We start from the raw sequence: 26,784 nt of genomic DNA, 5'->3' as shown, positions 1-26,784 counted from the left end.
GATGTAACGGCGGCGGCTGCAAAGCGCAACCGCCGGAGCGTCGTCTCAGTGCCGTTATCCCGGGGCCCTAGTACAGCCCGCCGGTGCCCGGCCGCATGAAGAAGCCGGAATCCGGCGCCTGCTGCGGCGGCGGCACGCCACCGCGCCCGTCGGCGTCGGCAACGCCGATGACAGAGTAATTGTCCGGCGGGGCCGTGCCCGGCTTGAAGGCTTCCAAAATCGTTCCGCCGGTCTCGCCGGGACCGGCGCGCATGCCGGTCTTGGCGACGACGCGGATCAGCTTGATGCCGGCCGGCACCTTGAACGGCACCGCGGGCTTGTCGGCGAGCGCGAGCTTGAGGAAGTCGCGCGCGATCGGCGCGGCCAGATGGCCGCCGGTTGCGGCATTGCCTCTGCCGAGCGGGCGCGGCTTATCGTAGCCCATGTAGATGGCGACCGCGACGTCGGGCGAGAAACCAACGAACCAGGCGTCCTTGGCCTCGTTGGTCGTACCGGTCTTGCCGGCGATCGGCTTGCCGACCTCCCTCACGACGGTCGCGGTACCGGCCTGCACCACGCCTTCCATCAGCTCGGTGATCTGATAGGCGGTCATGGAGTCCAGCACCTGCTCGCGGCGGTCGATCAGCTGGGGCTCGGGCTGGTTCTTCCAGCCGCCCGGCGCGTCGCAGCCGCGGCATTCACGCTGGTCGTGCTTGAAAATGGTGTGGCCGTAGCGGTCCTGGATACGGTCGATCAGGGTCGGCTTCACGCGCCGCCCGCCATTGGCGATCATCGAATAGGCGGTGACCATGCGCATCGCCGTCGTCTCGCCGGCGCCGAGTGCGTAGGAGAGATAGTTCGGCAGCTCGTCATAGACGCCGAAGCGGCGCGCATATTCGCCGATCAGGGGCATGCCGATGTCCTGCGCGAGCCGCACGGTCACCGTGTTGAGCGATTGCCGCAGCGCGTTCCGCAGCGTCACCGGTCCCTGATATTTGTTCGCCGAGAAGTTTTCAGGCCGCCACACGCCGGCGCCCTGCCCCTGGTCGATTTCGATCGGCGCGTCGAGCACGACCGTCGACGGCGTATAGCCGTTGTCGAGCGCGGCCGAATAGACGATCGGCTTGAACGACGAGCCGGGCTGCCGATAGGCCTGCGTCGCGCGGTTGAACTGGCTCTGGTCGAACGAGAAGCCGCCGACCATCGCGAGCACGCGGCCGGTCCAGGGGTCCATCACCACCATCGCGCCCGAGACTTCGGGGATCTGGCGCAGACGATACTGGCCTTCGACCGGTTGTCCTTCCTTGCTGTAGAGCGGATCGGCATAGATCACGTCGCCGGGCTGCAGAACCTGAGCCACTGACGTCGGCGTCTTACCCTTGAAGTTGCCTTGGGCGGCCCTCGCCCAGCGCACACCGTCGAGCGTGACGAGGCCGGTCTCACGCTGCTTGCTGACGGAGCCGCCGAGCTCGCGGTTCGGCTGGAAGCCGATGCGCGCCGACTGGTCGCTGGTTTCCAGCACCACCGCCATGCGCCACGGCGAGATGTCAGAGAGCGACTTGATCTCGGCGAGCTTCACGCCCCAATCGCCCGAAATATCGAGCTTGCTGATGGCGCCGCGGTAGCCCTGCTGCTCGTCATAATTCACGAGGCCGGCGACCATGGTCTTGCGCGCCATGACCTGGATCTTCGGATCGAGCGTGGTGCGGACCGAGAGGCCGCCCTCGTACAGCTTCTTCTCGCCGTAGCGCTCGAAGATGTCGCGGCGGACTTCCTCGGCGAAATATTCGCCAGCGAAGGTGTGGGCACCGTTGGAACGGCTGGTCACGACCAGCGGGTCCTTGCGCGCCTTGTCGGCGTCGGCCTGCTTGATCCAGCCGTTCTCCTGGAGACGGTCGATGACGTAGTTGCGGCGTTCGATCGCGCGATCGCGGTTGCGCACCGGATGCAGCGTCGCCGGCATCTTCGGCAGCGCCGCCAGATAGGCGGCTTCCGCAACGGTGAGCTCGTTCACCGACTTGTCGAAATAGACCAGTGAGGCGGCGGCGATGCCGTAGGCACCGAGGCCGAGATAGATTTCGTTCAGATACAGCTCGAGGATCTTGTCCTTCGAATAGGTCTTCTCGATGCGCATCGCGAGCAAGGCTTCCTTGATCTTGCGCGAGAAGGATACCTCGTTGGTCAGCAGGAAGTTCTTGGCGACCTGCTGGGTGATCGTGGACGCACCCTGCGGACGACGGTTGGAGCCGAAGTTCTGCAGGTACAGCACGCCTGCGCGCGCCATGCCGGTGTAGTCGATGCCGCCATGCTCGTAGAAATTCTTGTCTTCGGCGGCGAGGAACGCGTTGATCACGAGCTTCGGCACCGCCTGGATCGGCAGATAAAGACGCCGCTCCTTGGCGTATTCGCCGAGCAGCGAGCCGTCGACCGCGTGGACGCGGGTCATCACCGGCGGCTCATAGTCCTGAAGCTGAGAATAATCGGGCAAGTCCTTGGAGAAATGCCAGATCAGGCCTGCCACGGCTCCGACACCGACAAGGAACACCACCGTTCCCGCGGCGAACAGGAAGCCCATGAACCGCACAAGCAAGCGCATTATGTGTTTATCCGTTCAATCCCAGACTCAGTTCAAGATCAGCCCAAGGCGTCCCCAACGGGCGCCGTCCTCACGTCGCGAATTCACCGGCCTACTCAATACCATTGATGCCGGATCGAAAGACGCTTGCCGAACGGGATTCTCGTCGATTCCGGAACCCCCTGCGGTGTTTTTATAAAGCGTCCGCTGTGGCCAAACTAGGGCTTAACAACGGAACCGGCATCCCCTTCTTAGTTCGACGCCCCTGCCGTCGCCATCCGCTTGGCCAGGAACGTGTCGATAGCCTGGGCCATCGAGCCGACGGCCCTGGATCGCCATCCCTCGGAGACGAGGTGTCCGAGGTCGTCCTTGTTGGAGACATAGCCGATCTCCACCAGCACCGAGGGCACATCAGGCGCCTTCAGGACCCGGAAGCCGGCCGACTTCAGCGGATGCTTGTGCATCCGCACTGTCGACTTCATTTCGCCCATCAGCAAATGGGCAAAACGGTTTGAAAAGGTACGGGTTTCCCGTTGCGTCAGATCGATCAGGATGTCGGCGACATCGGTCGGTTCTTCCGCGAGATTGAAGCCGGCGATCGCATCGGCACGGTTTTCGGCATCGGCCAGCCGCTGCGCTTCGGCGTCGGAGGCCTTGTCCGACAGCGTATAGATGGTGGCTCCTTGCGCGTCGCCCTCGGCCTTCGGCAGCGCGTCGGCGTGGATCGAGACGAACAGCGCGGCGTTCAGATTGCGGGCGACCTTGGGCCGGTCATTGAGTGGAATGAAGGTGTCGTCATCCCGCGTCATGACCACCCGGTATTTGCCTGACTTTTCCAGCCGGTCGCGCAACGCCAGCCCGAAGGCCAGCACCAGATTTTTCTCGCTCTCACCGCTCGACTGCGTGCCATTGTCGATGCCGCCATGGCCAGGGTCGATCACGACAACCGGCCGGCCGTCGGAAGGCGTTCCCGGCTTCTGCGGCGCGGGATCAGGCGTGCTGGGGACCGTTGTCGGCGGAGCAGCGGCGATGGTCGGACGCAGTTCGGGGTGATTCTCCGGCGGAGGCGTCTGCACGAAGGCCGTGCGATCGACCTCCTCGAGTTCCAGTACCAACCGGGCCGGCTGGCCGTTGGCCGCCTCGAGCACATAGGAATTGGTGATCTTGGCCGGCCCGGTCAGGTCGAACACGATTCGAGAGCCGCCCGGCATCACCAGCCCGTAGCGGAAGGCCTTGACCAGTCCTCGCCCGGCCCCTGTGCCTGGGGCCAGCTGAAAATTGACCTGGGGAACGTCGACCACCACCCGGTAGGGATCGGCAAGCGTCGTGGTGCGGAAGCTGACGGTCTGATCGAGGTCGAGGATGAAGCGGGTCTGCTTGCCGTCACCGGCCAGACGCGCCGCTGTCGCGACAGGAAAATTTGCTGCCGCAACAGAGGGTTGCGACGGGCTCTCCGCCGCGCTCAGGCGGGAGGAATCGGCGCATGGCAATGCCGAGGCGCATAGAAGCGCAAATCCCAGCAAAACCCGTTGATTTGTGCGGCTCGCCACCGAATCCGTGCCTCCGAGCAGCCCTCTTTAACGCAATAGAACCACAGGGTTAATCGGTCCTTAATGACGGCAACGCGAAACTCTTCGACTGTGACCGGTGTGCGACGCTCCCTTGCACGGATGGCCCATTCCTCGTATGTACGGATTGCTGACGGCCAATGATTTCCGGTTGTGTCGCATTCAGCCTCCCGGTGCAGCGCCGGAGCTCCCAAGGTTCGGGAATTCCAGCGTTTTTCTGTTCCCCTCAACGACCAGCGCGGTGCGCGGCAGCGAGGCGGAACGGGGCAAGCCCCGGCGGCGAACGGTTTCCGGTTACCACACTGTTTCCGGGACAGTTTTGACAGCGACACGGCCAGTTACCCACCCTCTTAATCCCAAGGGGGCGGTTCTTGATCCCAGGGCGAGCGCGCACGCGCCATGCCTGGCCAGCAGCAACTGATTAAGGGGCGGCCCCTCCGCCCAATGTTTCATACGGGCCGACGCTTGATGCGCCAGACTGTGCCGACGAATTCTGAAGGACCTTTCGCGACGCTGCGGAGTGAAAATCCCGCGCGCCGCTCCGGTTCTGACGCTTCCGATTCGGCAAGGCGCGAGAGACGGCGTTTCGGCCTTCCCCTCACCCCCGAATCAGGTGGACCGTCGCATCACCCGGCAGCGCTCTTCGCGCCCACGGTGAACCGCGCCCGCCGCCGCCAAGAGTTAAGACATGCCCAACAAGATGTTGATCGATGCCACCCACCCGGAAGAGACCCGGGTCGTCGTGGTCCGCGGCAATCGCGTCGAAGAGTTTGACTTCGAGACCGCGCAACGCAAGCAACTGCGCGGGAACATTTACCTCGCCAAGGTCACCAGGGTCGAACCCTCACTTCAAGCCGCCTTCGTTGAATATGGCGGCAATCGCCACGGCTTCCTCGCCTTCAGCGAAATCCATCCCGACTATTACCAGATCCCCGTCGCCGACCGGCAGGCGCTGATCGAGGCCGAAGAACAGGCCCATCGCGAAGCCGAGGAAGAGAGTGAGAACCGCTCCCACGGCCGCCGCCGTTCGCGCCACCGCAATGCCCGCCGCCGCGGTCAGGGCGAGCGCGTCCGTAGCGACATCGTCGAGGGTCTCGACGCTGGTAGCGATCCCGCGGCCCAGCCGGTCGAGGGCCAGCCCCATCAGGAGCACGCCGAAGGCGCGCCGCATGAGGGCGAGCACCTGCATGCCGATGCCGAGCATCACGGCGAGCACGAAGGCCACGACCACGTCCATCATGACGATGATCACGGCCATGACAATCATGAGCATGATGATCACGATCACCATGATCATCCCCACGCCCATGATGACCAGCACGCGCACGATCATGACGATCATGGTCATGACCACGAGCATGATCATCACGAGCACGACCATCATCCCGACGAGGCGCCCGCGCCCGTTGCGGCCGAGAGCGTTGCCGAACCTCACGATGCCCCCGTCGTCGAAGCCCATGGTGAAACGTTTGCCGAAGTCGTGACCTCGGTCACCGAGCCGGCCGATGCCGTTTACGCCGCTGGCGAAGCGGCAGAGGCGTCGCATGGCGAGGCTGCGGAAGCCGCCGGTGACGACGAAGAGGACGATGAAGACGGCGAGGAAAGCGAAGAAGAACACGTCGAATCCGTCGGTGGCGACGACGTGCTCGAGGAAGTGCCGGAGCGCACCTTCCGTCCGCGCCGCCAATACAAGATCCAGGAAGTCATCAAGCGCCGCCAGGTGATGCTGGTGCAGGTCGTCAAGGAAGAGCGCGGCAACAAGGGCGCTGCACTGACGACTTATCTGTCGCTCGCCGGCCGCTATGCCGTGTTGATGCCGAACACCGCGCGCGGCGGCGGCATCAGCCGCAAGATCACCAGCGCGCAGGACCGTTCGCGCCTGAAGGAAGTGGTGCAGGATCTCGACGTGCCCGAGGGCATGGGCATCATCCTGCGCACCGCCGGCGCCGCCCGCACCAAGCCCGAGATCAAGCGCGACTTCGAATACTTGATCCGGATGTGGGAGACGGTGCGCGACCTGACGCTGAAGTCGCAGGCTCCGACGCTGGTCTACGAGGAAGGCTCGCTGATCAAGCGCTCGCTGCGCGACCTCTACAACAAGGAAATCGACGAGATCCAGGTCGCCGGTGACGCCGGCTACCGCGAAGCGCGCGACTTCATGAAGATGCTGATGCCCGCCAATGTCAGCGCGGTGAAGCAGTATCGCGACGGCCAACCGCTGTTCTCGCGCATGGGCGTCGAGAGCCAGCTCGATGCGATGTTCTCGCCGACCGTGCAGTTGCGCTCCGGCGGTTACATCGTCATCAACCAGACCGAGGCGCTGGTCTCGATCGACGTCAACTCCGGCCGCTCGACCCGCGAGCACCATATCGAGGACACCGCGCTCAAGACCAATCTGGAAGCGGCCGAAGAGGTCGCCCGCCAGCTTCGCCTGCGCGACCTCGCCGGCCTGATCGTCATCGACTTCATCGACATGGACGAGAAGCGCAACAACCGCGCGGTCGAGCGCAAGCTGTCCGATTGCCTGCGGCAGGACCGTGCGCGCATCCAGGTCGGACGCATCTCGCATTTCGGCCTGCTCGAGATGTCGCGCCAGCGCATCCGCGCCAGCGTGCTCGAGAGCTCGACCGATCCCTGCCCGCATTGCGGCGGCACCGGTCACGTCCGTTCGGTGTCCTCGGTGGCCCTGCAGCTGCTGCGCGGCCTCGAAGAGATCCTGATGAAGGGCGCGACCCACAATCTCGTGGTCCGCACCCGCACCGACGTCGCGCTCTATGTGCTCAACCACAAGCGCGGTCATCTGCGCGACCTCGAGAACGGCTTCAAGGTCACGCTGTCCGTGATCGCCGACCCCAGCGTCTCAGGCCCGCAGGCCTATCTCATCGACCGTGGCGAGCAGGTGCATACGCTCGAAGCCGCCAAGGCGCTGCTGGCAGCGCAGGCGGCCGCGAGCCCGCCGCCGCTGGCCGAAGAGGCCTATGACGACGAGGACGGCTTTGACCTGGAGACTGAATCCGAGGTCGAGACCGAGGAGACCGAAGGTCTCACCGAGGAGCAGGCCGCAGGCGATGCCGCACCTGATCAGGACGGCCAGCGCCGCAAGCGCCGCCGCCGCCGTCGCGGCCGCGGTGGCCAGCGCGACGGTGAGCTGCGCGAGGATACACCCGCGACGCTTCCCGAACCCGCAATGATTGCAGGCGAAGGCGAAGAGGATGCCGATGCCGAGCAAGAGGGCGAGGACAGCGAGGAGCAGGCCGCCCGTGGCGAGCAGCAGGGCAGCGGCGACCGCCGACGCCGGCGTGGTCGCAGGGGTGGGCGTCGTCGGCGCGGCGGCAACGAGGAAGGTCTTTCGGGATCCATCGGCGACGAGCTCGGCGGCAATCCGCCGTCGGAAGCAACCGATGCGGTGGCCGATTTCGACAGCAATGGCAGCGAGACCGCTCCGCCGATTGCGCATTCAGAGCAGATCGCCCCTGATGAGCACGAGGCGCCTCAGCCTGAGCCCCAATTCCACCAGGCACCGGTCGAAGCGCCGGCTCAAGCCGCCGCTGATGTCGCCGAGGAAGAGCCCGCCGTCGACGAGAAGGCGGCACGTCGCCGCTCCACCGTCCGCGAGAAGGTGAGCTTCGTGTCGAGCAGCCCGAGCGAGCTGGCAACCCCGGTTGCGGCAACGCCCGAGCCGGTCGCTCCGCCCGCTGCTGAGCCGGAGCCCGCGCCGGAAGCGGCAGTCGAGACGCCGGCGACCCCGCGTCGCGCCGGCTGGTGGTCGCGCCGCTTCGGCGGCGGCGAATAAGCCGAACATCCAATGCAAAACGCCCGGCCAAAAGCCGGGCGTTTTCGTTTTAAGGCCTCGCCGATACGCTACGGCGGTAGCTCGTCATCAGCGTCAGGCGCCACGTCGCGCGATGCGATCTGGCGAAGCTGGTCGTAGAGATCCGGGGCCTCGCTGGTGCAGAGACAGACGCCCTTGGCGGACGCCGCCTCGCCCGCGTTGAGGTAGGCGTGGCCCATGGTGCTATCGAGATAGATGCCATCGCCCTCACCCAGGATCTCCGGTGCGTAGAACTCGGTGTGGACGGCCACGCGTCCGCTCGTCACCAGAAAATACTCCTCGCCCGCGTGACGCAGCAGCGGACCGAATTCGTCCAACGAGCGCGCACGAACCTCGGCGACGATCGGCACCATGCGTTTGCCGATCAGGTCGGTGCATTGATAGGTGTAGGTGTAGAATTTCGTGTTGATCAGCTGCCCCTCCCCGGCCCTGCTGATGCTTCGCCGCGCCGTGACCGGCCGGCCCGGCGCGGGCGCCGCGACCGCGGGATTGAACAGCTCCGCGATCTCCATCTTCAGGCCTGAGGTCAGCTGCAGCAGCTTGTCGTAGGTCAGCGACATCAGCCCGTTCTCGACCTTGGACAGGGTCGAAAGCGCCATGCCCGTTCTTTCAGCCACTTGCTTGAGCGTCAGGCCGCGCGCCTGCCGGGCGGCCTTGAGACACTGGCCGAGCTGGGAGTTGGCACCTTCAGATGTCGTGATCTCGCTCATGCAGCATCTCTACCACGGACCCGAGAAAAAATATTGGCTGATCGGCCCAATCTTTTCGAGGTCGCGCTTCCCCGGATACCTCCAATGGCCAGCCGCTGGGCGTGCGATCCACGATTTGTGCATGAATTGGCCGGTTCTGACGAAAATTGGTGCGCCGGCCCCACTTTCCGATATGCTAAATCGTTTTCATAATCTGAAAGGGATTGGCCTTGTCCGACCTGTGCGATTCCAGCGCCGTTGAGTTGCGCCGCTTGCTGGCCAGCAAGGCGATCTCGCCTGTCGAACTGCTCGATGCCTGCCTGTCCCGCATCGCGGCCGTCAATCCCGCGGTCAACGCCGTCGTGACCCTGGACGAGCCGGGTGCCCGCGCCGCGGCGAGAGAGGCCGAGGCCGCCATCCTGCGCGGCGAGGATCGTGGCGCACTGCACGGGCTCCCCGTCCTGATCAAGGATACCCAAGACACCGCCGGAATGCGCTCGACCTATGGCAGCCCGCTGCTGCGCGAAAACGTGCCGGGTGCCGACCAGGGCTCGGTCGCGCGCTTGCGCGCCGCCGGCGCCATCATCTTCGGCAAGACCAACACGCCGGAATGGGCGGCGGGCGGCAACACCCGCAATCCCGTGTTCGGCGCGACCGGTAATCCCTTCGATCCCATGCGCTCGGCGGCCGGCTCCTCCGGCGGCTCCGCGGTCGCGCTCGCCTGCGGCATGGCACCGCTCGCCTCGGGCTCCGACACCGGCGGCTCCCTGCGCAATCCGGCCGGCTTCTGCGGCATCGTCGGCATGCGCCCCTCCTACGGTCTCGTGGTGAGCGAGAAGCGTGCTTTCGGCTGGTCCAACCTGTCCACCGACGGACCGATGGCGCGCAATGTCGCCGACACCGCGCTGATGCTGTCGGTGATGGCGAGCGACGATGCACGCGATCCGCTCGCCTACACGCTGCCGGGCGAGCCCCTGCGTGGACGCCCTGAGCGCTGGGCTGCGCCGCGCCCTGCAGAGCTCGGCAAGCTGCGCCTCGCCGTCACCGAGGATTTCGGCTTTGCGCCGACCGAGCAGGCCATCCGCCGCGTGTTCCGCGATCGCGTGAACAAGCTCGCACCGCACTTCGCCGACAGCCGCGAGGCGGCGCCCGATTGCACTGGCGCCGATGATGCCTTCGCGGTGCTGCGCGCCGGCCTGTTCCTCGCGATGCATGGCAAGAACTACAAAGAGCGGCCCGAGATGCTGGGCCCCAACGTCCGCGCCAATGTCGAGGAGGGCCTCGGCTACAAGCTCGAGGACCACGCCCGTGCTGCCACGACCCAGACGCGGATCTATCGCGCCTATCAAACCTTCTTCGAAATACACGATGTGCTGATTAGCCCCACGATCACGCTCAGCCCGCGGCCGTGGACGGAGCTCTATCCCGCCGAGATCGACGGCGTGCCGACGAAATCCTACTTCCACTGGCTCGCGCTCGCTTACGCCGTGACGCTGTCAGGCCATCCCGCGATCAGCATTCCGCTCGGTCGCGACGAAGCCGGCCTGCCGTTCGGCCTGCAGATCGTCGGCCCACGCGGCGGCGATGCGATCGTGCTTGCGGTCGCGGCGAGCATCGAGGCTGCGTTCGCGGGTGATCAAAACATGTGTCGGCCGGTGCCCGACCTTGCCCGGCTTGCCGCTGCGCCGCCGCTCTCGGCCGCGCCCGGCTTCCTCACCTGGGAATAGATCAAGCAGGCATCAACGCCGGCTCGCCGGCATCTCGGAGATCAGCATGGCCGAATTGTCGAACCGCAAGACCGGCATCGTCGCCTTCGTCCTGCTCTATCTCGCCTATTGCATCTCCTATATCGACCGCGCAGCGATCTCGCTGGCGCTGGCGCAGATCGGCAAGGACTTCAATCTCCAGGCCGCCGATCTCGGCATCGTCATCAGCGCGTTCTTCCTGGGCTATGCCGCGATGCAGGTGCCCGGCGGCTGGCTCTCCGACCGCTTCGGCTCGAAATATGTCGTCATCGTCACCATCGTGATGTGGTCGCTGTTCACGTCGTTCACGAGCCTTGCCTGGTCGCTGACCTCGCTGATCGCGATCCGCTTCGTCTTCGGCATCGCCGAGGGCGGCTTTCCCCCGGCGAGCATTCGCGCCATCGCGGAGCTGTTCAAGAAGGACAGCCGGCCCAAAATGTCGGCGCTGCTGCTGTCGTCGAACTACGCCGGCAGCATGGTCGCACCGCTGATCATGGCGCCGCTGATCGTCTGGCTGGGCTGGCGCCACGCCTTCAATGCGATCGGCATCGCCGGCATCGTCTTCGCGGTGATCTATTTCGTCTTCGTTCCGCATCTTGCGCGGATCGGGGTCGGACCGGTGACCGCAAAGCCCCGCGCGCCGATGCGCGAACTCATGAAGAACCCGCTGCTGTGGCAGCTGATGGTCGTGTGGTTCGGCCTCTCCTGCGTCAACAAGGGCCTGGATTCCTGGATGCCGCTCTATCTGCTCCAGCAGCGCGGCCTCGACCTCAAGACCGTCGGCGTGGTGGCGCCGATCCCGTTCGTGATGGCGACATTCGCGACCGCAATCGGCGGCTGGGTGATGACCACGTTCTTTGCCGAGCGCGAAAAATATCTCCTGATCGGCAGCTCGGCGTTAACAGGCATCTTCCTCTATGCCATGTACAAGGCGGAAACGATCACCGCTTTGATCGTCTATCAATCGGTGGTCTACTTCTTCAAATCGTTCGTCCTGGCGTCCGTGGTTGCGCTTCCAACAAAGCTGCTGCGTGACGACCAGATCGGATCGGGCATTGGCATGGTCAATCTCGGCGGCCAGAGCGCGGGCTTCGTTGCCCCGGCCATCATGGGCTTCATCGTGACCGGGACCGGATCATTCGACGCGGCTTTCGTCTTCCTGGTCGCGATGACGGCGATGTCGGTCGTGGTCGCCGCGACCATCAACACGGCGCAGCCCAGATTCGCGCCGAAGCCGGCCTGACAGGAGAGTTCTGCCGATGCAAAGCGCAATCATTCTCGGCGGCGGCATGGTGGGCGTCGGCGCCGCCGTGCATCTTCGGCAGCGCGGCTGGACCGTCACGCTGGTCGACCGCAGGGAGCCGGGCCGCGAGACCAGTTACGGCAATGCCGGCATGATCCAGGCCGAAGCTGTCAGGCCTTATCCGATGCCGCGCGACCTCACGTCACTGCTGAACATTGCGACCGGCCGCACCAACGACGTGCGCTACAGCTTTTCGTCGCTGCATCGTCACGTCGAGCCGCTGCTTCGTTACTGGTGGCATTCGGCGCCGAAGCGGCATCGTGAAGCGATTGCGGCATGGGCGCGCCTGATCGCCACTGCGACGCCCGAGCACGACATCCTGATCCGCGAAGCCCATGCCGACAACCTGATCCGCCGTGCCGGCTATCGCGCGGTGTTCCGCGAGGCCGCTGCGCTCGACCATTCGATCAAGGAAGCCGAAGCAGACCGCCGCGAGTTCGGCGTGAAGTTTCGCGTGCTGTCGGGCAGCGAATTGACAAAAGCCGAGCCGATCCTGCGCAACGATCTGGCCGGCGCGATCCACTGGCTCGACACCTGGACCGTGTCCGATCCCGGCGCGCTTGTCACCGCCTATGCCGAGCTGTTCCAGCGCCTTGGCGGTCAGATCGTGCTCGGCGATGCGCAATCGCTGCAGCAGACCGCGACCGGATGGTCTGTCGACACCGACAATGGCCGCATCGATGCCGCCAATGCTGTCGTCACGCTCGGGCCGTGGTCGCCCGATCTGTTGCACAAGTTCGGCTACCGGATTCCGCTGGTGCGCAAGCGCGGCTATCACATGCATTACAGCGGCGGCGCCTCGCTCGATCTGCCGCTGGTCGACAAGGGGCGCGGCTACGCCATGGGGCCGATGGCCAAGGGCATCCGCATCACCACAGGCGCGGAGCTGACCGGGCCGGACGCCCTGGCAACGCCGGTGCAGCTCGCCAGTGCAGAGGCTTCGGCACGCGAGCTGATCGACCTCGGCAAGCGCGCCGAGCCGGAGCCGTGGTTCGGCACCCGCCCCTGCACGCCTGACATGGTGCCGGTGCTCGGGCGCGCACCGCGCCACAGCGGCCTCTGGATGAATTTCGGCCACGGCCATCAGGGCTTTACGCTCGGGCCTGCGACAGGGCGCCTGCTCGCTGAGATGATGAACGGCGAGACGCCGTCGATCGATCCGACACCGTACCGCCCGGAACGATTCTAGACGGCGAGCCCAAAGAGAAAGGGCTGATCGAGAATCTCGACCAGCCCTGCTACTTCAAGCTCTAACGGCGGCCGGCGCCGCCAACTCCGGATCAGTCCGTCGTGACGGCGGTCTCCATGTCGGTCGGATCGATCTGCTGGTTCAGCCGCGCGGTGAGCTTGTCGCGGTCGAGCTCGCCTTCCCACCAGGCGACGATCACGCAGGCGACGCCGTTGCCGCAGAGGTTGGTCAGCGCACGGCACTCACTCATGAACTTGTCGATGCCGAGCACGATCGCCATGCCCGGCACGAGGCGCGGATCGACCACCGCAAGCGTTGCCGCCAGCGTGATGAAGCCCGCACCGGTGATGCCGGAAGCACCCTTCGAGGTCAGCATCGCCACGACCAGGATCGTGAGCTGCTGGCTGAAGGTGAGGTCGTAGCCGAGCGCCTGCGCGATGAACAACGTCGCCAACGTCATATAGATGTTGGTGCCGTCGAGATTGAACGAATATCCCGTGGGCACCACGAGGCCGACCACCGACTTGGAGCAGCCGAGCCGTTCCAGCTTCTCCATCAAGGACGGCAATGCGCTCTCGGACGAGGAGGTGCCGAGCACGATAAGCAGTTCATCCTTGATGTAAGCGAGGAACTTGAAGATCGAGAACCCGGCGATGCGCGCGATGATGCCGAGCACGACGAAGACGAACAGTGCGGCAGTGAGGTAGAACGTCGCGATCAGGCCCATCAGGTTGAGGATCGCTCCCGTGCCGAACTTGCCGATGGTATAGGCCATCGCGCCGAAAGCGCCGAGCGGCGCTGCGCGCATCACGATGGAGATGACGCCGAACACCGCGTGCGCGGCATCGTCGATGAAGCTGCGGATCACATGGCCGCGCTCACCGAGGCCCATGATGGCGAAGCCGAACAGGACGGAGAACAGCAGCACCTGCAGGATCTCACCCTGCGCGAAGGCGCCGACCACGGTGTCCGGAATGATGTGCAGGATGAAGTCGACCGACTTCTGCGCTTCCGCTTGCTTGGCAAAGTTGGCAACGGCATTCGCGTTGGCCGCGGCACTGCCGAAGCCTGCGCCCGGCCTCAAGACGTTGCCGATGATTAGGCCGATGATCAGTGCGAAAGTGGACACGACCTCGAAATAGACCAGCGCCTTGACGCCGATGCGTCCCACCTTTTTGGCGTCCTGGATGTGGGCGATGCCCGACACCACGGTGCAGAAGATGATCGGGGCGATCACCATCTTGATCAGCTTGATGAAGCCGTCGCCGAGCGCCTTGATCCAGTCGTTGGTGGCGACTGATGGCCAGAGCCAGCCGACGATCGCACCGAGCACGATCGCGATCAGCACCTGGATATAGAGAACTTTATACCACGGCTTGGCAGCGCTTGGTGCGGCCGGCGCTCCCGCCATCGTTGTCGTTGTCATTGTTTCCCTCCCCCTCAAAAACTCAGAGCCAGCCAAGATCAACTTGGCCGGCTCTGTCAATTGGAACATTCCGTCTGGTGAAATCTAGCCGCGGCGATCGACGATCCGACACGCCGCCGGCACGAGCGCCGCACCGAGCGCGTTCTTGATGACGGAGGCTGCGATGAACGGCGCGACACCGACCAACCAGGCCTTGGTCCCGCCGAGCCCGATCCCGTAGGCGAGCCAACCGAAGCCGGCGATGAAGATGACGACGTGGCCGACCGCCATTGCCGCAAACAGCAGCACGACGTTGCGATCCCAGCCGCGCTCGGCGAGCCAGCCGGTGATGAAAGCTGCAGCCACGAAGCCATAGAGATAGCCGGCGGTCGGGCCGACCAGCGGTGCAATTCCACCGACGGGACCTGCGAAAACAGGCAGACCCATCGCGCCTTCGGCGAGGTAGGCGATCATGGTTGCGCTGCCAAGGCGCCAGCCATATCCAGCGCCGATCGTCAGCACGACCAGCGTCTGCAACGTCATGGGCACATAAGGCAGCGGCAGGTTCACCTTGGCTGATAGCGCCATCAAGGCTGAGCCGAGCGCGATCAGTGCGACGGCGCGCAGGCGCCCGACGGCTTCGCCCGGTCGGGTCGGCCACATCGCGGCGGCAAGAGGAGAATGCGAGGGGGCGGTGGGCTGGACGATTCGATCAGACAAGATGCACTCCGAAAGACGTGGCAAAACTGGCGGCTATTTAAGCCAGTGAGCGATCCGGTCAACCGCCTCCCGCATCTCGGCAGCCGAACGTGCGTAGGAGAACCTGATGAACGAGCGGCCGTGAATCGGATCGAAATCGACGCCGGGTGTGGCCGCAACATGGGCCTTCTCCAGCATCTGCTTGGCGAAGTCGAAACTGTCAGAGGTGAAATCCGAGACGTCTGCATAGAGATAGAACGCGCCATCCGCCGGCAGGAACTTGGCGAGACCCGCCTTAGGCAGTCCCTCGATCAGGATGCGCCGGTTTTCCTGATAGCCATGCTTGATCTCCTCCATCTCGGCGCCGCCGTCGAAGGCGGCTTCGGCCGCGATCTGTGACAGTGACGGCACCGAGATCGAAAGGTTCTGCTGCAGCCGTTCGATCGGGCGTACCAGCACGTCGGGCACGACCATCCAGCCGACGCGCCATCCCGTCATGCAAAAATACTTCGAGAACGAGTTGATCACGAGCGCATGGTCGGACAGCGCCGCCGCCGTCACCGCCGGAAACGCATAGTCGAGCCCGTGATAGATCTCGTCGGAGATGAAGCGAATGCCGGCATCTTCCGCGGCGGCAATGAGACCGGCCAGCGCCTCGCGGGACATCATCGTTCCCGTCGGATTGGCGGGGCTTCCGACCAGCACGCCTTTGAGCGGCGCCTTGCGATGGGCGGCGAGCAGCGCCTCGCCGGTGAGTGCGTGGCGCGTCTCGTTGGTGGTCTCGATCAACACTGGCTCGCAGCCGAGCGCGGTGAGGATGTGACGATACGGCGGATAGCCCGGCACGGTGACGGCGACGCGATCGCCGGGCTCGAACATCGACAGGAAGGCCAAGATGAAGCCGCCTGATGAGCCCGTGGTCACCACGATTCTATCAGGGCTGACCGTGCAGCCATAGGCATCGCGATAATGCCGCGCAATCCGCTCACGCAAGGAGGGAATCCCGAGCGCCGAGGTGTAATCGATCCGTCCCGTCGCAAGCGCGGCCTGCGCAGCGGCAATCGCGGTCTTCGGCGCACCGGCCGCCGGCTGGCCGACCTCCATGTGAATGACATGGCCGCCAGCGGCCTCGATCCGGGCCGCCGCGGCCATCACGTCCATCACCATGAACGGGGGGACATCGCTGCGGCGGGACGGCTCGAGCCACTGCCCCACCCGGTTCCTTAATGTCGCATCGTGCATTGATTTCTGCTATTTCGCTGGCGAACCGGTCCTTTCGGTCCGCAAAACGGGGCGCTTGCGCCCCAGACTAGCCGCATTATACGGCTCATAAGGGCATATCGCTTATCCGGTCCGCCGCCAATCGCCAAAACCAATCGCAAAACTGCATTCAAGTCCGCTTGCAAGCCCGTTTGATGTTGCTCCAGATCGCATTGCGAAAGAAGGCCTCCGCTCTCACTGCCCTCGTCACGGCGGCTGCAATCGCGCTGCTGCCCGTTACGGCGGCGCACGCACAGGAAGGCCGCGGGCCGCCGGTCCTGCGCGACACCGAAACCGAGCAGTTGCTGCGCGAATATACGCGCCCGATCCTTCGCGCCGCCGGTCTGGAGAAGCAGAACATCCAGATGGTGATCATCAACGACAATTCGTTCAACGCGTTCGTCGCCGACGGCCGCCGCATCTTCGTCAATTACGGCGCGATCCTGCAGTCGGAGACGCCGAACCAACTGATCGGCGTGCTTGCGCACGAGACGGGGCATCTGGCCGGCGGCCATCTGGCCAAGATGCGCGAGCAGCTCGCCAGTGCCCAGACCCAGATGATCATCGCCATGCTGCTTGGTGCAGGCGCCATCGCGGCGGGGGCGAGCCGCGGCGGCAACAGCGGCAATAATGGTCTGGCCAATGCCGGCGCCGCGGCGATTGCCGGACCGCAGGAGATGATCCGCCGCTCGCTGCTGTCCTATCAGCGCCAGCAGGAGGAGAACGCCGACCGCGCCGGCGTGAAGTTCCTGACCGCGACGCAGCAGTCGCCGAAGGGCATGTACGAGACCTTCAAGCGCTTTACCAGCGAAAGCCTGTTCGCGGCGCGCGGCGCCGATCCCTATCTGCAGTCACACCCGATGCCCGCCGAGCGCGTTGCGACGCTCCAGCAATTCGCCAGCACCAGCCCCTATTGGGACAAGAAGGACGATCCCGCGCTCCAGCTCCGCCATGACATGGTGCGCGCCAAGATCTCCGCCTTCATGGAGCGGCCGGAAGTGGTCTATCGCCGCTACCCCCTGACCAATGACAGCCTCCCGGCGCGCTATGCCCGCGCCATCAGCACCTATTTGCACGGTGACTTGCGCAGCGCCCTCACCCAGGTCGATGCCCTGATCGCGGTGCAGCCCAACAACCCGTACTTCTACGAGGTGCGCGGCCAGGCCCTGCTGGAGAGCGGCAAGCCCACCGACGCGATTGCCCCCCTGCGCAAGGCTGTCGCACTCTCAAACAATTCGGCCCTCATCGAGATGTTACTTGGGCAGGCTCTGGTTGGAACCGATAATAAGGCCTACACGGACGATGCTATCAGGATTCTCCGGGCCGCAGTGGCGCGGGAGCCGGAAGCGCCTCTCGGCTTTACCCAGCTCGCGATGGCCTATGGCCGGAAGGGAGACTATGCCGAGGCGGACCTCGCTTCGGCCCAGGCCGCCTACTTGCGCGGCGACAACAAGACCGCTCGCGAGCTCGCAACGCGTGCGAAAACCCGTTTCGCCGTCGGCACGCCCGGATGGGTCAAGGCCGACGACATCGTGGCGTCGAAACCGCCGCGCAACTAACGCCTGAACTGCCATTGTGACGTCACGACATCAGCTTAAGTCCGCCGGGACTTCTTTCGAAACCTGCTCTGGATAAAAGAGGATTTGCCAATGCCTTCGCTGCGCCTGCTTGCTCCCGCGCTGTTTGCGCTCGCCATCTTCGGCGCAACGGGACCGGCTTCGGCCGAGAGCTTCTCGGATGCCCAGCGCACCGATATCGAGGCGATCATCAAGAACTACCTCGTCAGCCACCCCGAGGTGCTCGAGGAGGCCATGACCGAGCTCACCAAGCGGCAGGCCGCTGCCGAGTCGGAGAAGCACGAGGCCAGCATCGCGCAGAACAAGGATGCGATCTTCAACTCGCCGCGCCAGGTGGTGCTTGGCAACAAGGACGGCGACGTCACCTTCGTCGAGTTCTTCGATTACAATTGCGGCTATTGCAAGCGCGCGATGAGCGACATGCTCGACCTGATGAAGTCGGATCCGAAGCTGAAGGTCGTGCTGAAGGAGTTTCCGGTGCTGAGCCAGGGCTCGGTCGAAGCCGCCCAGGTTGCGGTCGCCGTACGCATGCAGGATCCCTCGGGCAAGAAATATCTCGACTTCCACCAGAAGCTGCTCGGCGGTCGCGGCGCCGCCGACAAGGCGCGCGCCATGCAGGCGGCGAAGGAAGCCGGCCTCGACACCGCGAGGATCGAGAAGGACATGGCGAGCCCCGAGGTACGCGCCACCATCGAAGAGAACTTCAAGCTCGCCGAAGCGATGGGCATGAACGGCACGCCGAGCTACGTGATCGGCAAGCAGATCGTGGTCGGCGCCGTCGGCCTCGACGGCCTCAAGGAAAAGATCGGCGTCGCCCGCTGCGGCAAAGCGACCTGCTGATTGCGCGCCTACAACCCACGCATGCAACGAGGCCGGCTGAAAAGCCGGCCTTTTTCGTTGGCCAAGGCTCCGCACAAATCTCGACGCAAAGAGTCTGGCGCGAATCCGGCGCGGATGTTCATCGCGCGTTTAGGAAACAAATGCCGGGGAACAGCAGATGTTCCGGAACAAGTGACACCTCCTCCCGTTGGTGGCGCGGGCAATGACGCAAAGAAACACGTGAGGAGATGACTATGTCGAACCGCTTTATGATCTCTGTTGCCGCGCTCGCGCTCGTCGCAGGCACAGGTCTGGCGAACGCACAAGGCACGATGAAGAACGACAATGGCGGCGGTGCCGGCGCTCAGCCGATGCAGCACTCGCAGTCGTCGGGCGGCGCCGCCGAGCGCGGCTCGATGGGCAAGGAATCCGCCCATGAGAAGGGCACTGTCGGTCAGGCTGGCGGCTCCAGCACCATGAAGTCAGGCGAAGAGAAATCGTCCGGTGCGATGGAGAAGTCCGGCACGGCCGAGAAATCCGGCAGCATGGAAAAGTCCGGCGCGATGAACAAGAACGCGGCTGACGAGAAGGCCGGCGCTGCGAAGGGTGAGCACGCCCAGAGCGCGCAGGACAAGTCGATGCAGGAAAAGTCGGCGCAGGACAAGTCGAAGACCACGACCTCGGACTCGACGACCAAGTCCAACACCAAGGACATGAAGGCCGAGGACAACAAGGCCGGTGCTGCGGCAAAGAGCAACAATGCCGAAAACCGTCCGGCCACGACCGACAGCAAGTCGCAGACCACGACCGGCAACGCCGCCACCTCGGCGACCGCTGCGCCGCCCGCGGAGAAGCGGACCCAGATCGTGTCGGCCATCAAGTCCGAGAAGATCGAGGAGACGACCAACGTCAACTTCAACATCTCGGTCGGCGCCACGATCCCGGCGACCGTCCATTTCCACCCGCTCCCGACGCGGATCGTCGAGATCTATCCGGAATGGCGTGGCTATGACGTGATCTTCGTGCACGGCCAATACATCATCGTCCGTCCGCAGACCCGCGAGATCGTCTACATCATCGAGGGCTGATCGCCTCGCTGACGCCAGAAAGGGCCCTTGCCGAGCGATCGGCAGGGGCTCTTGGCGTATGGGGTGGCCTGCCCTGCCGGCTGCGGCCGGCAGCCATGATTAGGACTGGTTAACAAGCAATTTCCGTAGTTTCCGCACAGGTTTTTGCACGCCGGATGAGGTGCCTGAACCTGGCAGGGAGGCCCTTCGAGGCTTCCCCTGGGTCACTTTGTTACCTATAACCCCGCCACGCCGAAACACCTCGCCGGGACAGGAATGACCGAACCAGCAACCGACACGATCCTCGTACTCAACGGGCCCAACCTCAACATGTTGGGGACGCGGGAGCCGGAGAAGTATGGCCACGCCACGCTGGCCGACGTCGAGAAACTGTGCCGGGAGACCGCGGCGAGCTTCGGGCTGAAGGCCGACTGCCGGCAGTCCAACCGCGAGGGCGAGCTGATCGACTTCATCCACGAGGCCCATGCGCGCAAGATGAAGGGCATCATCATCAACGCCGGCGGCTATTCGCACACCTCGATCGCACTGCACGACGCGCTGCTCGCGGTGCAGATCCCGACGGTCGAAGTGCACGTGACCAACATCCACGCCCGCGAGAGTTTCCGTCACCACTCCTACACCGCGCGCGCGGCCTTCGCCTCGCTCTGCGGCTTCGGCATCGAGGGCTACCGCCTCGCCATCCAGGGCCTTGCCGCCAAGATCGGCATCAAGCCCAAAGCCTGACGCTCCCTCTTCACCCAGAACATTCGGATCAAAGAACATGGCGCGCCAGCCAGACGACAAAGCAGCCGCAAAGTTTTCCAGTGACGATTCCGCGCTCGTCCGCGAGCTCGCTCTGCTGCTCGACGAGACCAGCCTCACCGAGATCGAAATCGAGCGTGCCGGCCTGCGCCTGCGCGTCGCCCGCAACATCAGCGTCGCCGCGACCATGCCGATGCCGGTTGCGGCCGCCGCTCCCGCATATGCCGCGGCACCTGCCGCCGCACCCGCGGCTACCGCCGCTGACATGTCCAAGCATCCCGGCGCCGTGACCTCGCCGATGGTCGGCACCGCCTATTGGGCGCCGGAGCCCGGCGCCAAGCCGTTCGTCGAGGTCGGCTCCAAGGTCTCGGTCGGCCAGACCTTGCTGATCATCGAGGCGATGAAGACCATGAACCAGATCCCCTCGACCCGGTCGGGCACCGTGACCCAGGTCCTGGTCGAAGACGGCCAGCCGGTCGAATTCGGCGAGCCGCTGGTGATCATAGAATAACGCGAATGGGGAATAGCGAATAGCGAATGGCGTCAGCCTTCCCTACTCGCCATTCGCCACTCGCCATTCGCTGCAGGACAACATGTTCGACAAGATCCTCATAGCCAATCGCGGCGAGATCGCCCTTCGCATCCTGCGCGCCTGCAAGGAGCTCGGGATCGCAACCGTCGCCGTACACTCCACCGCCGACGCCGATGCCATGCATGTGCGCCTGTCGGACGAGAGCGTCTGCATCGGGCCGCCCCCCTCCAAGGACAGCTATCTCAACATTCCCGCGCTGCTCGCGGCCTGCGAGATCACGGGCGCGGACGCCGTGCATCCCGGTTACGGCTTCCTGTCGGAGAACGCGCGCTTCGCCGAAATCCTGTCCGAGCACAATCTGCAATTCATCGGCCCCAAGGCCGAGCACATCCGCCTGATGGGCGACAAGATCGAGGCCAAGAAGACCGCAAAGCGGCTTGGCATCCCCGTGGTGCCCGGCTCGGACGGTGCGGTCGGTCCCGCCGACGACGCGATGTCAATCGCCAGGAAGATCGGTTTTCCCGTGCTGGTGAAGGCGGCCGCGGGCGGCGGTGGCCGTGGCATGAAGGTCGCGCAGAGCGAGGCTGATCTCCAGATCGCGCTGTCGACGGCGGCCAACGAGGCGAAATCCGCTTTCGGCGACGCCTCCGTCTACCTGGAAAAATACCTCCAGAAGCCGCGTCACATCGAGATCCAGATCCTTGGCGACGGCCGCGGCGGCGCGATCCATCTCGGCGAGCGCGACTGCTCGCTGCAGCGCCGCCACCAGAAGGTCTGGGAGGAAGGCCCCTCGCCCGTGCTGGCCGCCGCCGCCCGCGCCAAGATCGGCGAGACGTGCGCCAAGGCGATGCGCGAGATGAAATATCTCGGCGTCGGCACCATCGAGTTCCTCTACGAGGACGGCGAGTTCTACTTCATCGAGATGAACACACGCATCCAGGTCGAGCATCCCGTTACCGAAAGCATCACCGACATCGATCTCGTGCTGGAGCAGATTCGCATCGCCGCGGGCGGCGATCTGCCGGCCAAGCAGAGCGAGATCCAGATCATCGGCCATGCCATCGAGTGCCGCATCAATGCGGAGAACCCGGAGACCTTCCGTCCCTCACCGGGCCGTATCACGCAATACCACCCGCCCGGCGGGCTCGGCGTGCGCATCGATTCCGCGGTCTATCAGGGGTATCAAATCCCGCCCTATTACGACTCGCTGGTGGGCAAGCTGATCGTCCACGGTAAGACCCGCGCCGAATGCCTGATGCGCTTGCGCCGCGCGCTGGACGAGATGGTGGTCGAGGGTATCGAGACCACGCTGCCGCTGTTCCGCGACCTGGTCCGCCAGGACGACATCATCAACGGCGACTACCATATCCACTGGCTGGAACAGTACCTCGCAGGCAAGACGGAACCATCGGCGAAATAACCGCCCCTTCCATGGAACCCTTTGGCCCCAATCGCGTTCTGGACGGTGGGGACAGTTCCGAGGGGGCGTTTTGACTACCCAATTTGATCAAGCGAGGCCGTCTTGACGGCCGAGGGGCGGCGACGGCGCGCAGTCTGGCAAATCCTGCTGTTCTCGGCGGGGCTTCTGGTGCTGACCGTGATCAGTGCCGGCTCCGTCTATCTCGTCAACAAGGCGCGCGACGACAACAAATGGGTCGTTCACACCCTTGAGGTCGAGAACCAGCTCAACACGCTGCTGCTCGAGATCCGGCGCGCCGAGAGCGGCGCGCGCGGCTACCTCCTGACGCAGGAGCCGAACTTCAAGGCCGATCACGATAAGGCCGTCGCCGCGATCGTGCCCGCACTTGACAGGATTACGCGCCTGACCGGCGACAATCCGGCGCAGCGTGAGAGCATCGAAAAGCTGAGCGCGGCCATTGAGACCCGGCTAGCCCAGTTCTCGCAGGAAATGGTCTATGTTCGGCAGGGGCAGGTCGACAAGGCCGCCGCGCTCGTCCGTGAGGCCGCCGCGGTCGATACCACCTCCCTCATCAGCAGCGTCGCGGGCGCAATGATCCAGGAGGAGGAACGCTTGTTCCGGCTCCGCACAACGAATGCCGACCGCAGCCAGACATTCGCCGCGTCGATGACCGGAATCGGCTCGGGCTTGGTCGTGCTGCTGGCGGCGATCTCGATCTGGCTGGTGCGGCGCTCGGCCCAGGCGCGCGACGACGCCGAGGCACGGCTGCGCGATGCCAACGTCAATCTGGAGGCCATCGTCGACGAGCGCACGGGAGACCTGCGTGAAGCCAACGATGAGATCCAGCGCTTTGCCTATATCGTCAGCCACGACCTGCGCTCGCCGCTGGTCAACATCATGGGCTTCACCAGCGAGCTCGAGGAATTGGGCAAGGACATCTTCCGACGGATCGGAGGGCTCACGGGCGTGCCGGCAGGCGGCCCGCCCGTCGATGTCGCGGAGATTCCGCTCAAAGACGCCGACAAGCAGATGTCGGCGGATTTTTCCGAGGCCCTCGGATTCATCAAATCCTCGATCGCCCGGATGGACCGGCTGATCTCGGCCATCCTCAACCTCACCCGCGAGGGCCGGCGCGAGTTTCAGCCGGAGCGGATCGACACCCGTGATTTCATCGAGGCCATCGTCTCCTCGCTGGCGCACCAGGCGGCCGAGGCGCAGGCCGAGATCCACATCGAGCCGTTGCCGAATATTGTCAGTGACCGCCTTGCGCTGGAGCAGATTTTCTCCAATCTGATCGATAACGCGATCAAGTACCTCAAGAACGGGGTTCCCGGCGAGATCAGAATTCGCGGGCGCACCAAGCTAGGCTACGCTATCTTCGAAATCAGCGATAACGGCCGCGGCATCGACTCTAGGGATCATCAGCGGATTTTCGACCTGTTCCGACGTGCTGGAACCCAGGACAAGCCCGGTCAGGGCATCGGTCTTGCCCATGTACGTGCACTTGTGCGCCGCCTTGGGGGCACCATGTCGGTATCGTCTGAACTGAACGCGGGCAGCACGTTTACAATCACGCTGCCCATCAATTGGAACGCCAGCAACCGGAACGCTGACCGATGACATTGCCCGTCACCATCATCATGATCGAGGACGACGAGGGCCACGCCAGGCTGATCGAGCGCAATATCCGCCGCTCCGGCGTCAACAACGAGATCGTCTCCTTCACCAACGGCACCTCGGCGATCAAGCATCTGTTCGGCCCCGACGGCACCGGGCTTGCCCAGAAGGGCAACGCGCTGCTGGTTCTGCTCGACCTCAACCTGCCCGACATGAGCGGCATCGATATCCTGAAGCAGATCAAGGAAAACAAATATCTCAAGGCCTCCCCCGTGGTGGTGCTCACGACCACCGACGACAGCCAGGAGATCAAGCGCTGCTACGAGCTCGGCTGCAACGTCTACATCACCAAACCCGTCAACTACGAGAATTTCGCCAATGCCATAAGGCAGCTCGGCTTGTTCTTCTCGGTCATCCAGGTCCCGCCCGCCGCCCCATGAACCAGCAGCGCACGCCAACATTGCTCTACATCGATGACGACGACGCGCTGGCGCGCCTGGTCGATCGCGGCCTGACGCGGCGCGGCTACAAGGTCATCCATGCCGCGAGCGGCGAGGAAGGGCTCGAGCGCATCCGCAGCGCCGGCCTTCAGGGCTGCATCGATGTCGTGGCGCTCGACCAGTACATGCCGGGTCTGGACGGGCTCGAGACGCTCGAGCAGATCATGGCGATCCCGGACGCTCCGCCCGTGGTCTTCGTCACGGCCTCGCAGGATTCCAGCATCGCCGTCACCGCGCTGAAAGCAGGCGCGGCCGACTACCTGGTCAAGGACGTCAAGGGCGACTTCATCCCGCTGCTGCATGTCGCGGCCGACGGCGCGCTGCGCCAGGCCGAATTGCAGCGCGCGCGTGAGGAAGCCGAGGCCGAGATCCACGCCTCGCGCGACCGTTACGCGGCGCTCGCCGCCGAACGCGAGCTGCTATTGCGCGAGGTCAATCACCGCGTCGGCAATTCGCTCCAGATCATCGCGTCGCTGCTGCATCTTCAGGCGAGCTCGGCCGCGCAGGACGAGGTCAAGGCCGCGCTCACGAACGCGATGGGCCGCGTCGCCGCGGTCGCCCAGGTGCATCGCCGCCTCTATACCTCGCAGGATCTGAAGAGCGTGATGCTCAACCAGTATCTGGATTCCCTGCTCGAGGACCTCCGCCGCTCCGCCGAAGGTAACCGGATGTCGCGCCTGACCGTGAAGGCCGAGCCGATCGAGATCGACCCCGACCGCGCCGTCGCCGTCGGCATCATCGTCAACGAGCTGGTGATGAACGCGGTGAAATACGCCTATCCTGATGGCGCCGGGCCCATTCACGTCGAGCTGAGCTCGCAGGGCGAGAACCTCTTGCTGTCGATCACCGACGACGGCGTCGGCGACAACGTCAAGGCCGATCCGCGCTCCACCGGCATGGGCCAGCGCATCGTCGCGGCCATGGCCTCCAAGCTCGATGCCACCGTCGAGCGCGATCCCAACCATTCCGGAACCCGCATCTACCTGCGGTTCCAGCGCACCCCCGCCGTCGTAGACAAGACGAACAGCGCCGCAGCGGGCTGATCCGCGCCGCTCGTTCGCACCCATCGCACCAGCGGCGCGATCCTGCTATTGTCGCGATCATGACTTCGCGCGACTCCGCCTCGTCTGAAATCACGCCGGCCGTGCTGCTGCGCGCCTATGCCTGCGGCATCTTTCCGATGGCCGAGAGCGCTGACGACCCGACCCTGTTCTGGGTCGAGCCGGAAATGCGCGGCGTGATCCCGCTCGACGGCTTTCGCGTCGCCTCGCGGCTGGCGCGCACGGTGCGCTCGGATGCGTTTCGCGTCACCGTGAACACCGCGTTCAAGGCGACCATCGCCGGCTGCGCGGCGCCGCAAGCGGGGCGCGAGGACACCTGGATCAACAAGCGCATCCGCGACCTCTATGGCGGCCTCTACGAGCTCGGCCATTGTCACAGCGTCGAGGCCTGGCAGGGTGACGACCTCGTCGGCGGTCTCTATGGCGTGAGCCTGGGGCGCGCCTTCTTCGGCGAGAGCATGTTCCACACCGCGCGCGATGCCTCCAAGGTAGCGCTGGTGCATCTGGTCGCGCGCCTCATCCATGGCGGCTTTGAATTGCTCGACACGCAATACGTCACCGAGCATCTCAAGAGCTTCGGTGCGTCCGAAATCTCGCGGCGGCGCTACACCGCGCTGCTCGACAAGGCGCTCGCCGGCGAGCCCGGAGATTTCCTGCGGCTCTCCAAAGGCGAAGCGATTCCGGGTGCACGCGCGCTCGAGATCATCGCCTCGCGCCAATAGATCAGCCTTACCGGCTGCCAAACCCTGGGGGATTTGGCCTAGCGGCCAAACCCTGGGATACCGAACAGGCCCGGCCGCTGCTCCGGCGGCGGAGGTGGCGGCGGGGCCGCCTGCGGCTGCTGTGGTGGCGGCAGGGGCTGCGGCGCACGCTGCACGGCCTGCTTCGGCGCGGCCCTCTTCTGCGCCGGAGGCGGCGGCGGCGGAGCCGGCTTGGTCGCGGGATCGGGTGCCGCCGTCGCAATGGTCTGCTGTGGCTCTTTGCAATCGGTCAGCCAGATGTCGTAGATCGGATGCTCGACGCCGTGCAGGCCGGGGCTTGCAGCAAACATCCAGCCGGAGAAGATCCGCTTCACCTCGCCCTGCAAGGTGATCTCGTCGACCTCGACGAACGCGTCGGTGTTGGCGGCTTCGGTCGCGGGCCGCGTGTAACAGGCATCGGTCTTCACCCGCAGCGCGCCGAACT

At 64.7% G+C, this 26,784-nt stretch carries 22 protein-coding genes; 14 read left to right on the top strand and 8 right to left on the bottom strand.

What is annotated here, in order from left to right; all coding sequences use genetic code 11:
• Positions 1-67 precede the first annotated feature (67 nt).
• The 3 genes from Q0687_RS25110 to Q0687_RS25100 form a co-directional block, all read right to left on the bottom strand.
• Positions 68-2,575 (bottom strand): penicillin-binding protein 1A, encoded by a 2,508-nt coding sequence (locus Q0687_RS25110; RefSeq protein ID WP_298882880.1) that lies wholly within the window; start codon positions 2,573-2,575, stop codon positions 68-70.
• Positions 2,576-2,805: 230 nt separating this feature from the next.
• On the bottom strand, positions 2,806-4,104 hold the full coding sequence (locus tag Q0687_RS25105) for an N-acetylmuramoyl-L-alanine amidase (protein WP_298882878.1): 1,299 nt from the start codon (positions 4,102-4,104) through the stop codon (positions 2,806-2,808).
• An 862-nt stretch (positions 4,105-4,966) separates the two neighbouring features.
• Entirely contained in the window at positions 4,967-5,809 is an 843-nt protein-coding gene (locus tag Q0687_RS25100; protein WP_298882875.1) for a hypothetical protein, read from the bottom strand.
• On the opposite strand from Q0687_RS25100, the gene Q0687_RS25095 reads away from it, so the two are divergent.
• Positions 5,765-7,915, top strand: a complete 2,151-nt coding sequence (locus Q0687_RS25095) for a ribonuclease E/G (RefSeq protein ID WP_298882872.1) — start codon at positions 5,765-5,767, stop codon at positions 7,913-7,915. The genes Q0687_RS25100 and Q0687_RS25095 overlap by 45 nt on opposite strands.
• Before the next feature lie 68 nt (positions 7,916-7,983).
• Here the strand turns inward: Q0687_RS25095 and Q0687_RS25090 are convergent, their stop codons facing one another.
• Positions 7,984-8,664, bottom strand: a complete 681-nt coding sequence (locus Q0687_RS25090; RefSeq protein WP_298882869.1) for an XRE family transcriptional regulator — start codon at positions 8,662-8,664, stop codon at positions 7,984-7,986.
• A 209-nt stretch (positions 8,665-8,873) separates the two neighbouring features.
• Between Q0687_RS25090 and Q0687_RS25085 the strand changes: the two genes are divergently transcribed.
• Genes Q0687_RS25085 through Q0687_RS25075 form a run of 3 tightly spaced genes read left to right on the top strand, consistent with a single transcriptional unit; the run spans position 8,874 to position 12,880 of the window.
• Positions 8,874-10,370 (top strand): amidase family protein, encoded by a 1,497-nt coding sequence (locus Q0687_RS25085; protein ID WP_298882866.1) that lies wholly within the window; start codon positions 8,874-8,876, stop codon positions 10,368-10,370.
• A gap of 46 nt (positions 10,371-10,416) precedes the next feature.
• Positions 10,417-11,631 carry an MFS transporter gene (locus Q0687_RS25080; protein ID WP_298882864.1) on the top strand — a complete coding sequence of 405 codons (1,215 nt, stop codon included), beginning with the start codon at positions 10,417-10,419 and terminating at the stop codon, positions 11,629-11,631.
• Positions 11,632-11,647: 16 nt separating this feature from the next.
• Positions 11,648-12,880 (top strand): FAD-dependent oxidoreductase, encoded by a 1,233-nt coding sequence (locus Q0687_RS25075; RefSeq protein ID WP_298882863.1) that lies wholly within the window; start codon positions 11,648-11,650, stop codon positions 12,878-12,880.
• Between the two features lie 91 nt (positions 12,881-12,971).
• On the opposite strand, the gene Q0687_RS25070 is transcribed toward Q0687_RS25075, so the two are convergent.
• The 3 genes from Q0687_RS25070 to Q0687_RS25060 all read right to left on the bottom strand — a co-directional run bounded on the left by Q0687_RS25070 (position 12,972) and on the right by Q0687_RS25060 (position 16,226).
• Positions 12,972-14,306, bottom strand: coding sequence for a dicarboxylate/amino acid:cation symporter (locus Q0687_RS25070; protein ID WP_298882860.1), 1,335 nt, complete (start codon positions 14,304-14,306; stop codon positions 12,972-12,974).
• An 84-nt stretch (positions 14,307-14,390) separates the two neighbouring features.
• On the bottom strand, positions 14,391-14,948 hold the full coding sequence (locus tag Q0687_RS25065) for a biotin transporter BioY (RefSeq protein ID WP_298882990.1): 558 nt from the start codon (positions 14,946-14,948) through the stop codon (positions 14,391-14,393).
• Positions 14,949-15,038: 90 nt separating this feature from the next.
• Positions 15,039-16,226: an aminotransferase class I/II-fold pyridoxal phosphate-dependent enzyme gene (locus tag Q0687_RS25060; protein WP_298882858.1), complete on the bottom strand. Its 1,188-nt coding sequence runs from the start codon at positions 16,224-16,226 to the stop codon at positions 15,039-15,041.
• Positions 16,227-16,399: 173 nt separating this feature from the next.
• Between Q0687_RS25060 and Q0687_RS25055 the strand changes: the two genes are divergently transcribed.
• The 10 genes from Q0687_RS25055 (at position 16,400) to aat (ending at position 26,321) form a co-directional block, all read left to right on the top strand.
• Positions 16,400-17,803: a M48 family metalloprotease gene (locus Q0687_RS25055; protein ID WP_298882856.1), complete on the top strand. Its 1,404-nt coding sequence runs from the start codon at positions 16,400-16,402 to the stop codon at positions 17,801-17,803.
• Positions 17,804-17,893: 90 nt separating this feature from the next.
• Positions 17,894-18,661, top strand: a complete 768-nt coding sequence (locus tag Q0687_RS25050) for a DsbA family protein (RefSeq protein ID WP_298882854.1) — start codon at positions 17,894-17,896, stop codon at positions 18,659-18,661.
• 233 nt (positions 18,662-18,894) lie between these two features.
• The gene (locus Q0687_RS25045) at positions 18,895-19,728 is read left to right on the top strand and encodes a DUF1236 domain-containing protein (RefSeq protein WP_298882851.1); all 834 of its coding nucleotides are present in this window, start codon (positions 18,895-18,897) and stop codon (positions 19,726-19,728) included.
• A gap of 255 nt (positions 19,729-19,983) precedes the next feature.
• Positions 19,984-20,451 (top strand): type II 3-dehydroquinate dehydratase, encoded by a 468-nt coding sequence (gene aroQ / locus Q0687_RS25040; protein WP_298882849.1) that lies wholly within the window; start codon positions 19,984-19,986, stop codon positions 20,449-20,451.
• Between the two features lie 37 nt (positions 20,452-20,488).
• Positions 20,489-20,980: an acetyl-CoA carboxylase biotin carboxyl carrier protein gene (accB, locus tag Q0687_RS25035; protein ID WP_298882848.1), complete on the top strand. Its 492-nt coding sequence runs from the start codon at positions 20,489-20,491 to the stop codon at positions 20,978-20,980.
• An 82-nt stretch (positions 20,981-21,062) separates the two neighbouring features.
• Positions 21,063-22,421 (top strand): acetyl-CoA carboxylase biotin carboxylase subunit, encoded by a 1,359-nt coding sequence (accC, locus tag Q0687_RS25030; protein ID WP_298882845.1) that lies wholly within the window; start codon positions 21,063-21,065, stop codon positions 22,419-22,421.
• A gap of 102 nt (positions 22,422-22,523) precedes the next feature.
• Entirely contained in the window at positions 22,524-24,041 is a 1,518-nt protein-coding gene (locus tag Q0687_RS25025; RefSeq protein WP_298882842.1) for a CHASE3 domain-containing protein, read from the top strand.
• Positions 24,038-24,478 (top strand): response regulator, encoded by a 441-nt coding sequence (locus tag Q0687_RS25020; RefSeq protein ID WP_298882840.1) that lies wholly within the window; start codon positions 24,038-24,040, stop codon positions 24,476-24,478. The genes Q0687_RS25025 and Q0687_RS25020 overlap by 4 nt, the downstream gene beginning before the upstream one ends.
• Positions 24,475-25,581, top strand: coding sequence for a histidine kinase dimerization/phosphoacceptor domain -containing protein (locus Q0687_RS25015; RefSeq protein WP_298882837.1), 1,107 nt, complete (start codon positions 24,475-24,477; stop codon positions 25,579-25,581). The genes Q0687_RS25020 and Q0687_RS25015 overlap by 4 nt, the downstream gene beginning before the upstream one ends.
• Positions 25,582-25,640: 59 nt before the next feature.
• On the top strand, positions 25,641-26,321 hold the full coding sequence (gene aat / locus Q0687_RS25010) for a leucyl/phenylalanyl-tRNA--protein transferase (RefSeq protein WP_298882835.1): 681 nt from the start codon (positions 25,641-25,643) through the stop codon (positions 26,319-26,321).
• Positions 26,322-26,359: 38 nt separating this feature from the next.
• Here the strand turns inward: aat and Q0687_RS25005 are convergent.
• Positions 26,360-26,784 (bottom strand): DUF2155 domain-containing protein (locus Q0687_RS25005; RefSeq protein ID WP_298882833.1); only part of this gene is annotated, 425 nt, incomplete at its 5' end.

The organism is uncultured Bradyrhizobium sp., assembly GCF_936928535.1.
Classification (GTDB): domain Bacteria; phylum Pseudomonadota; class Alphaproteobacteria; order Rhizobiales; family Xanthobacteraceae; genus Bradyrhizobium.
The sequence above is the reverse complement of the archived record's forward strand: the minus strand, read 5'-3'. Positions and strand labels throughout refer to the sequence as shown.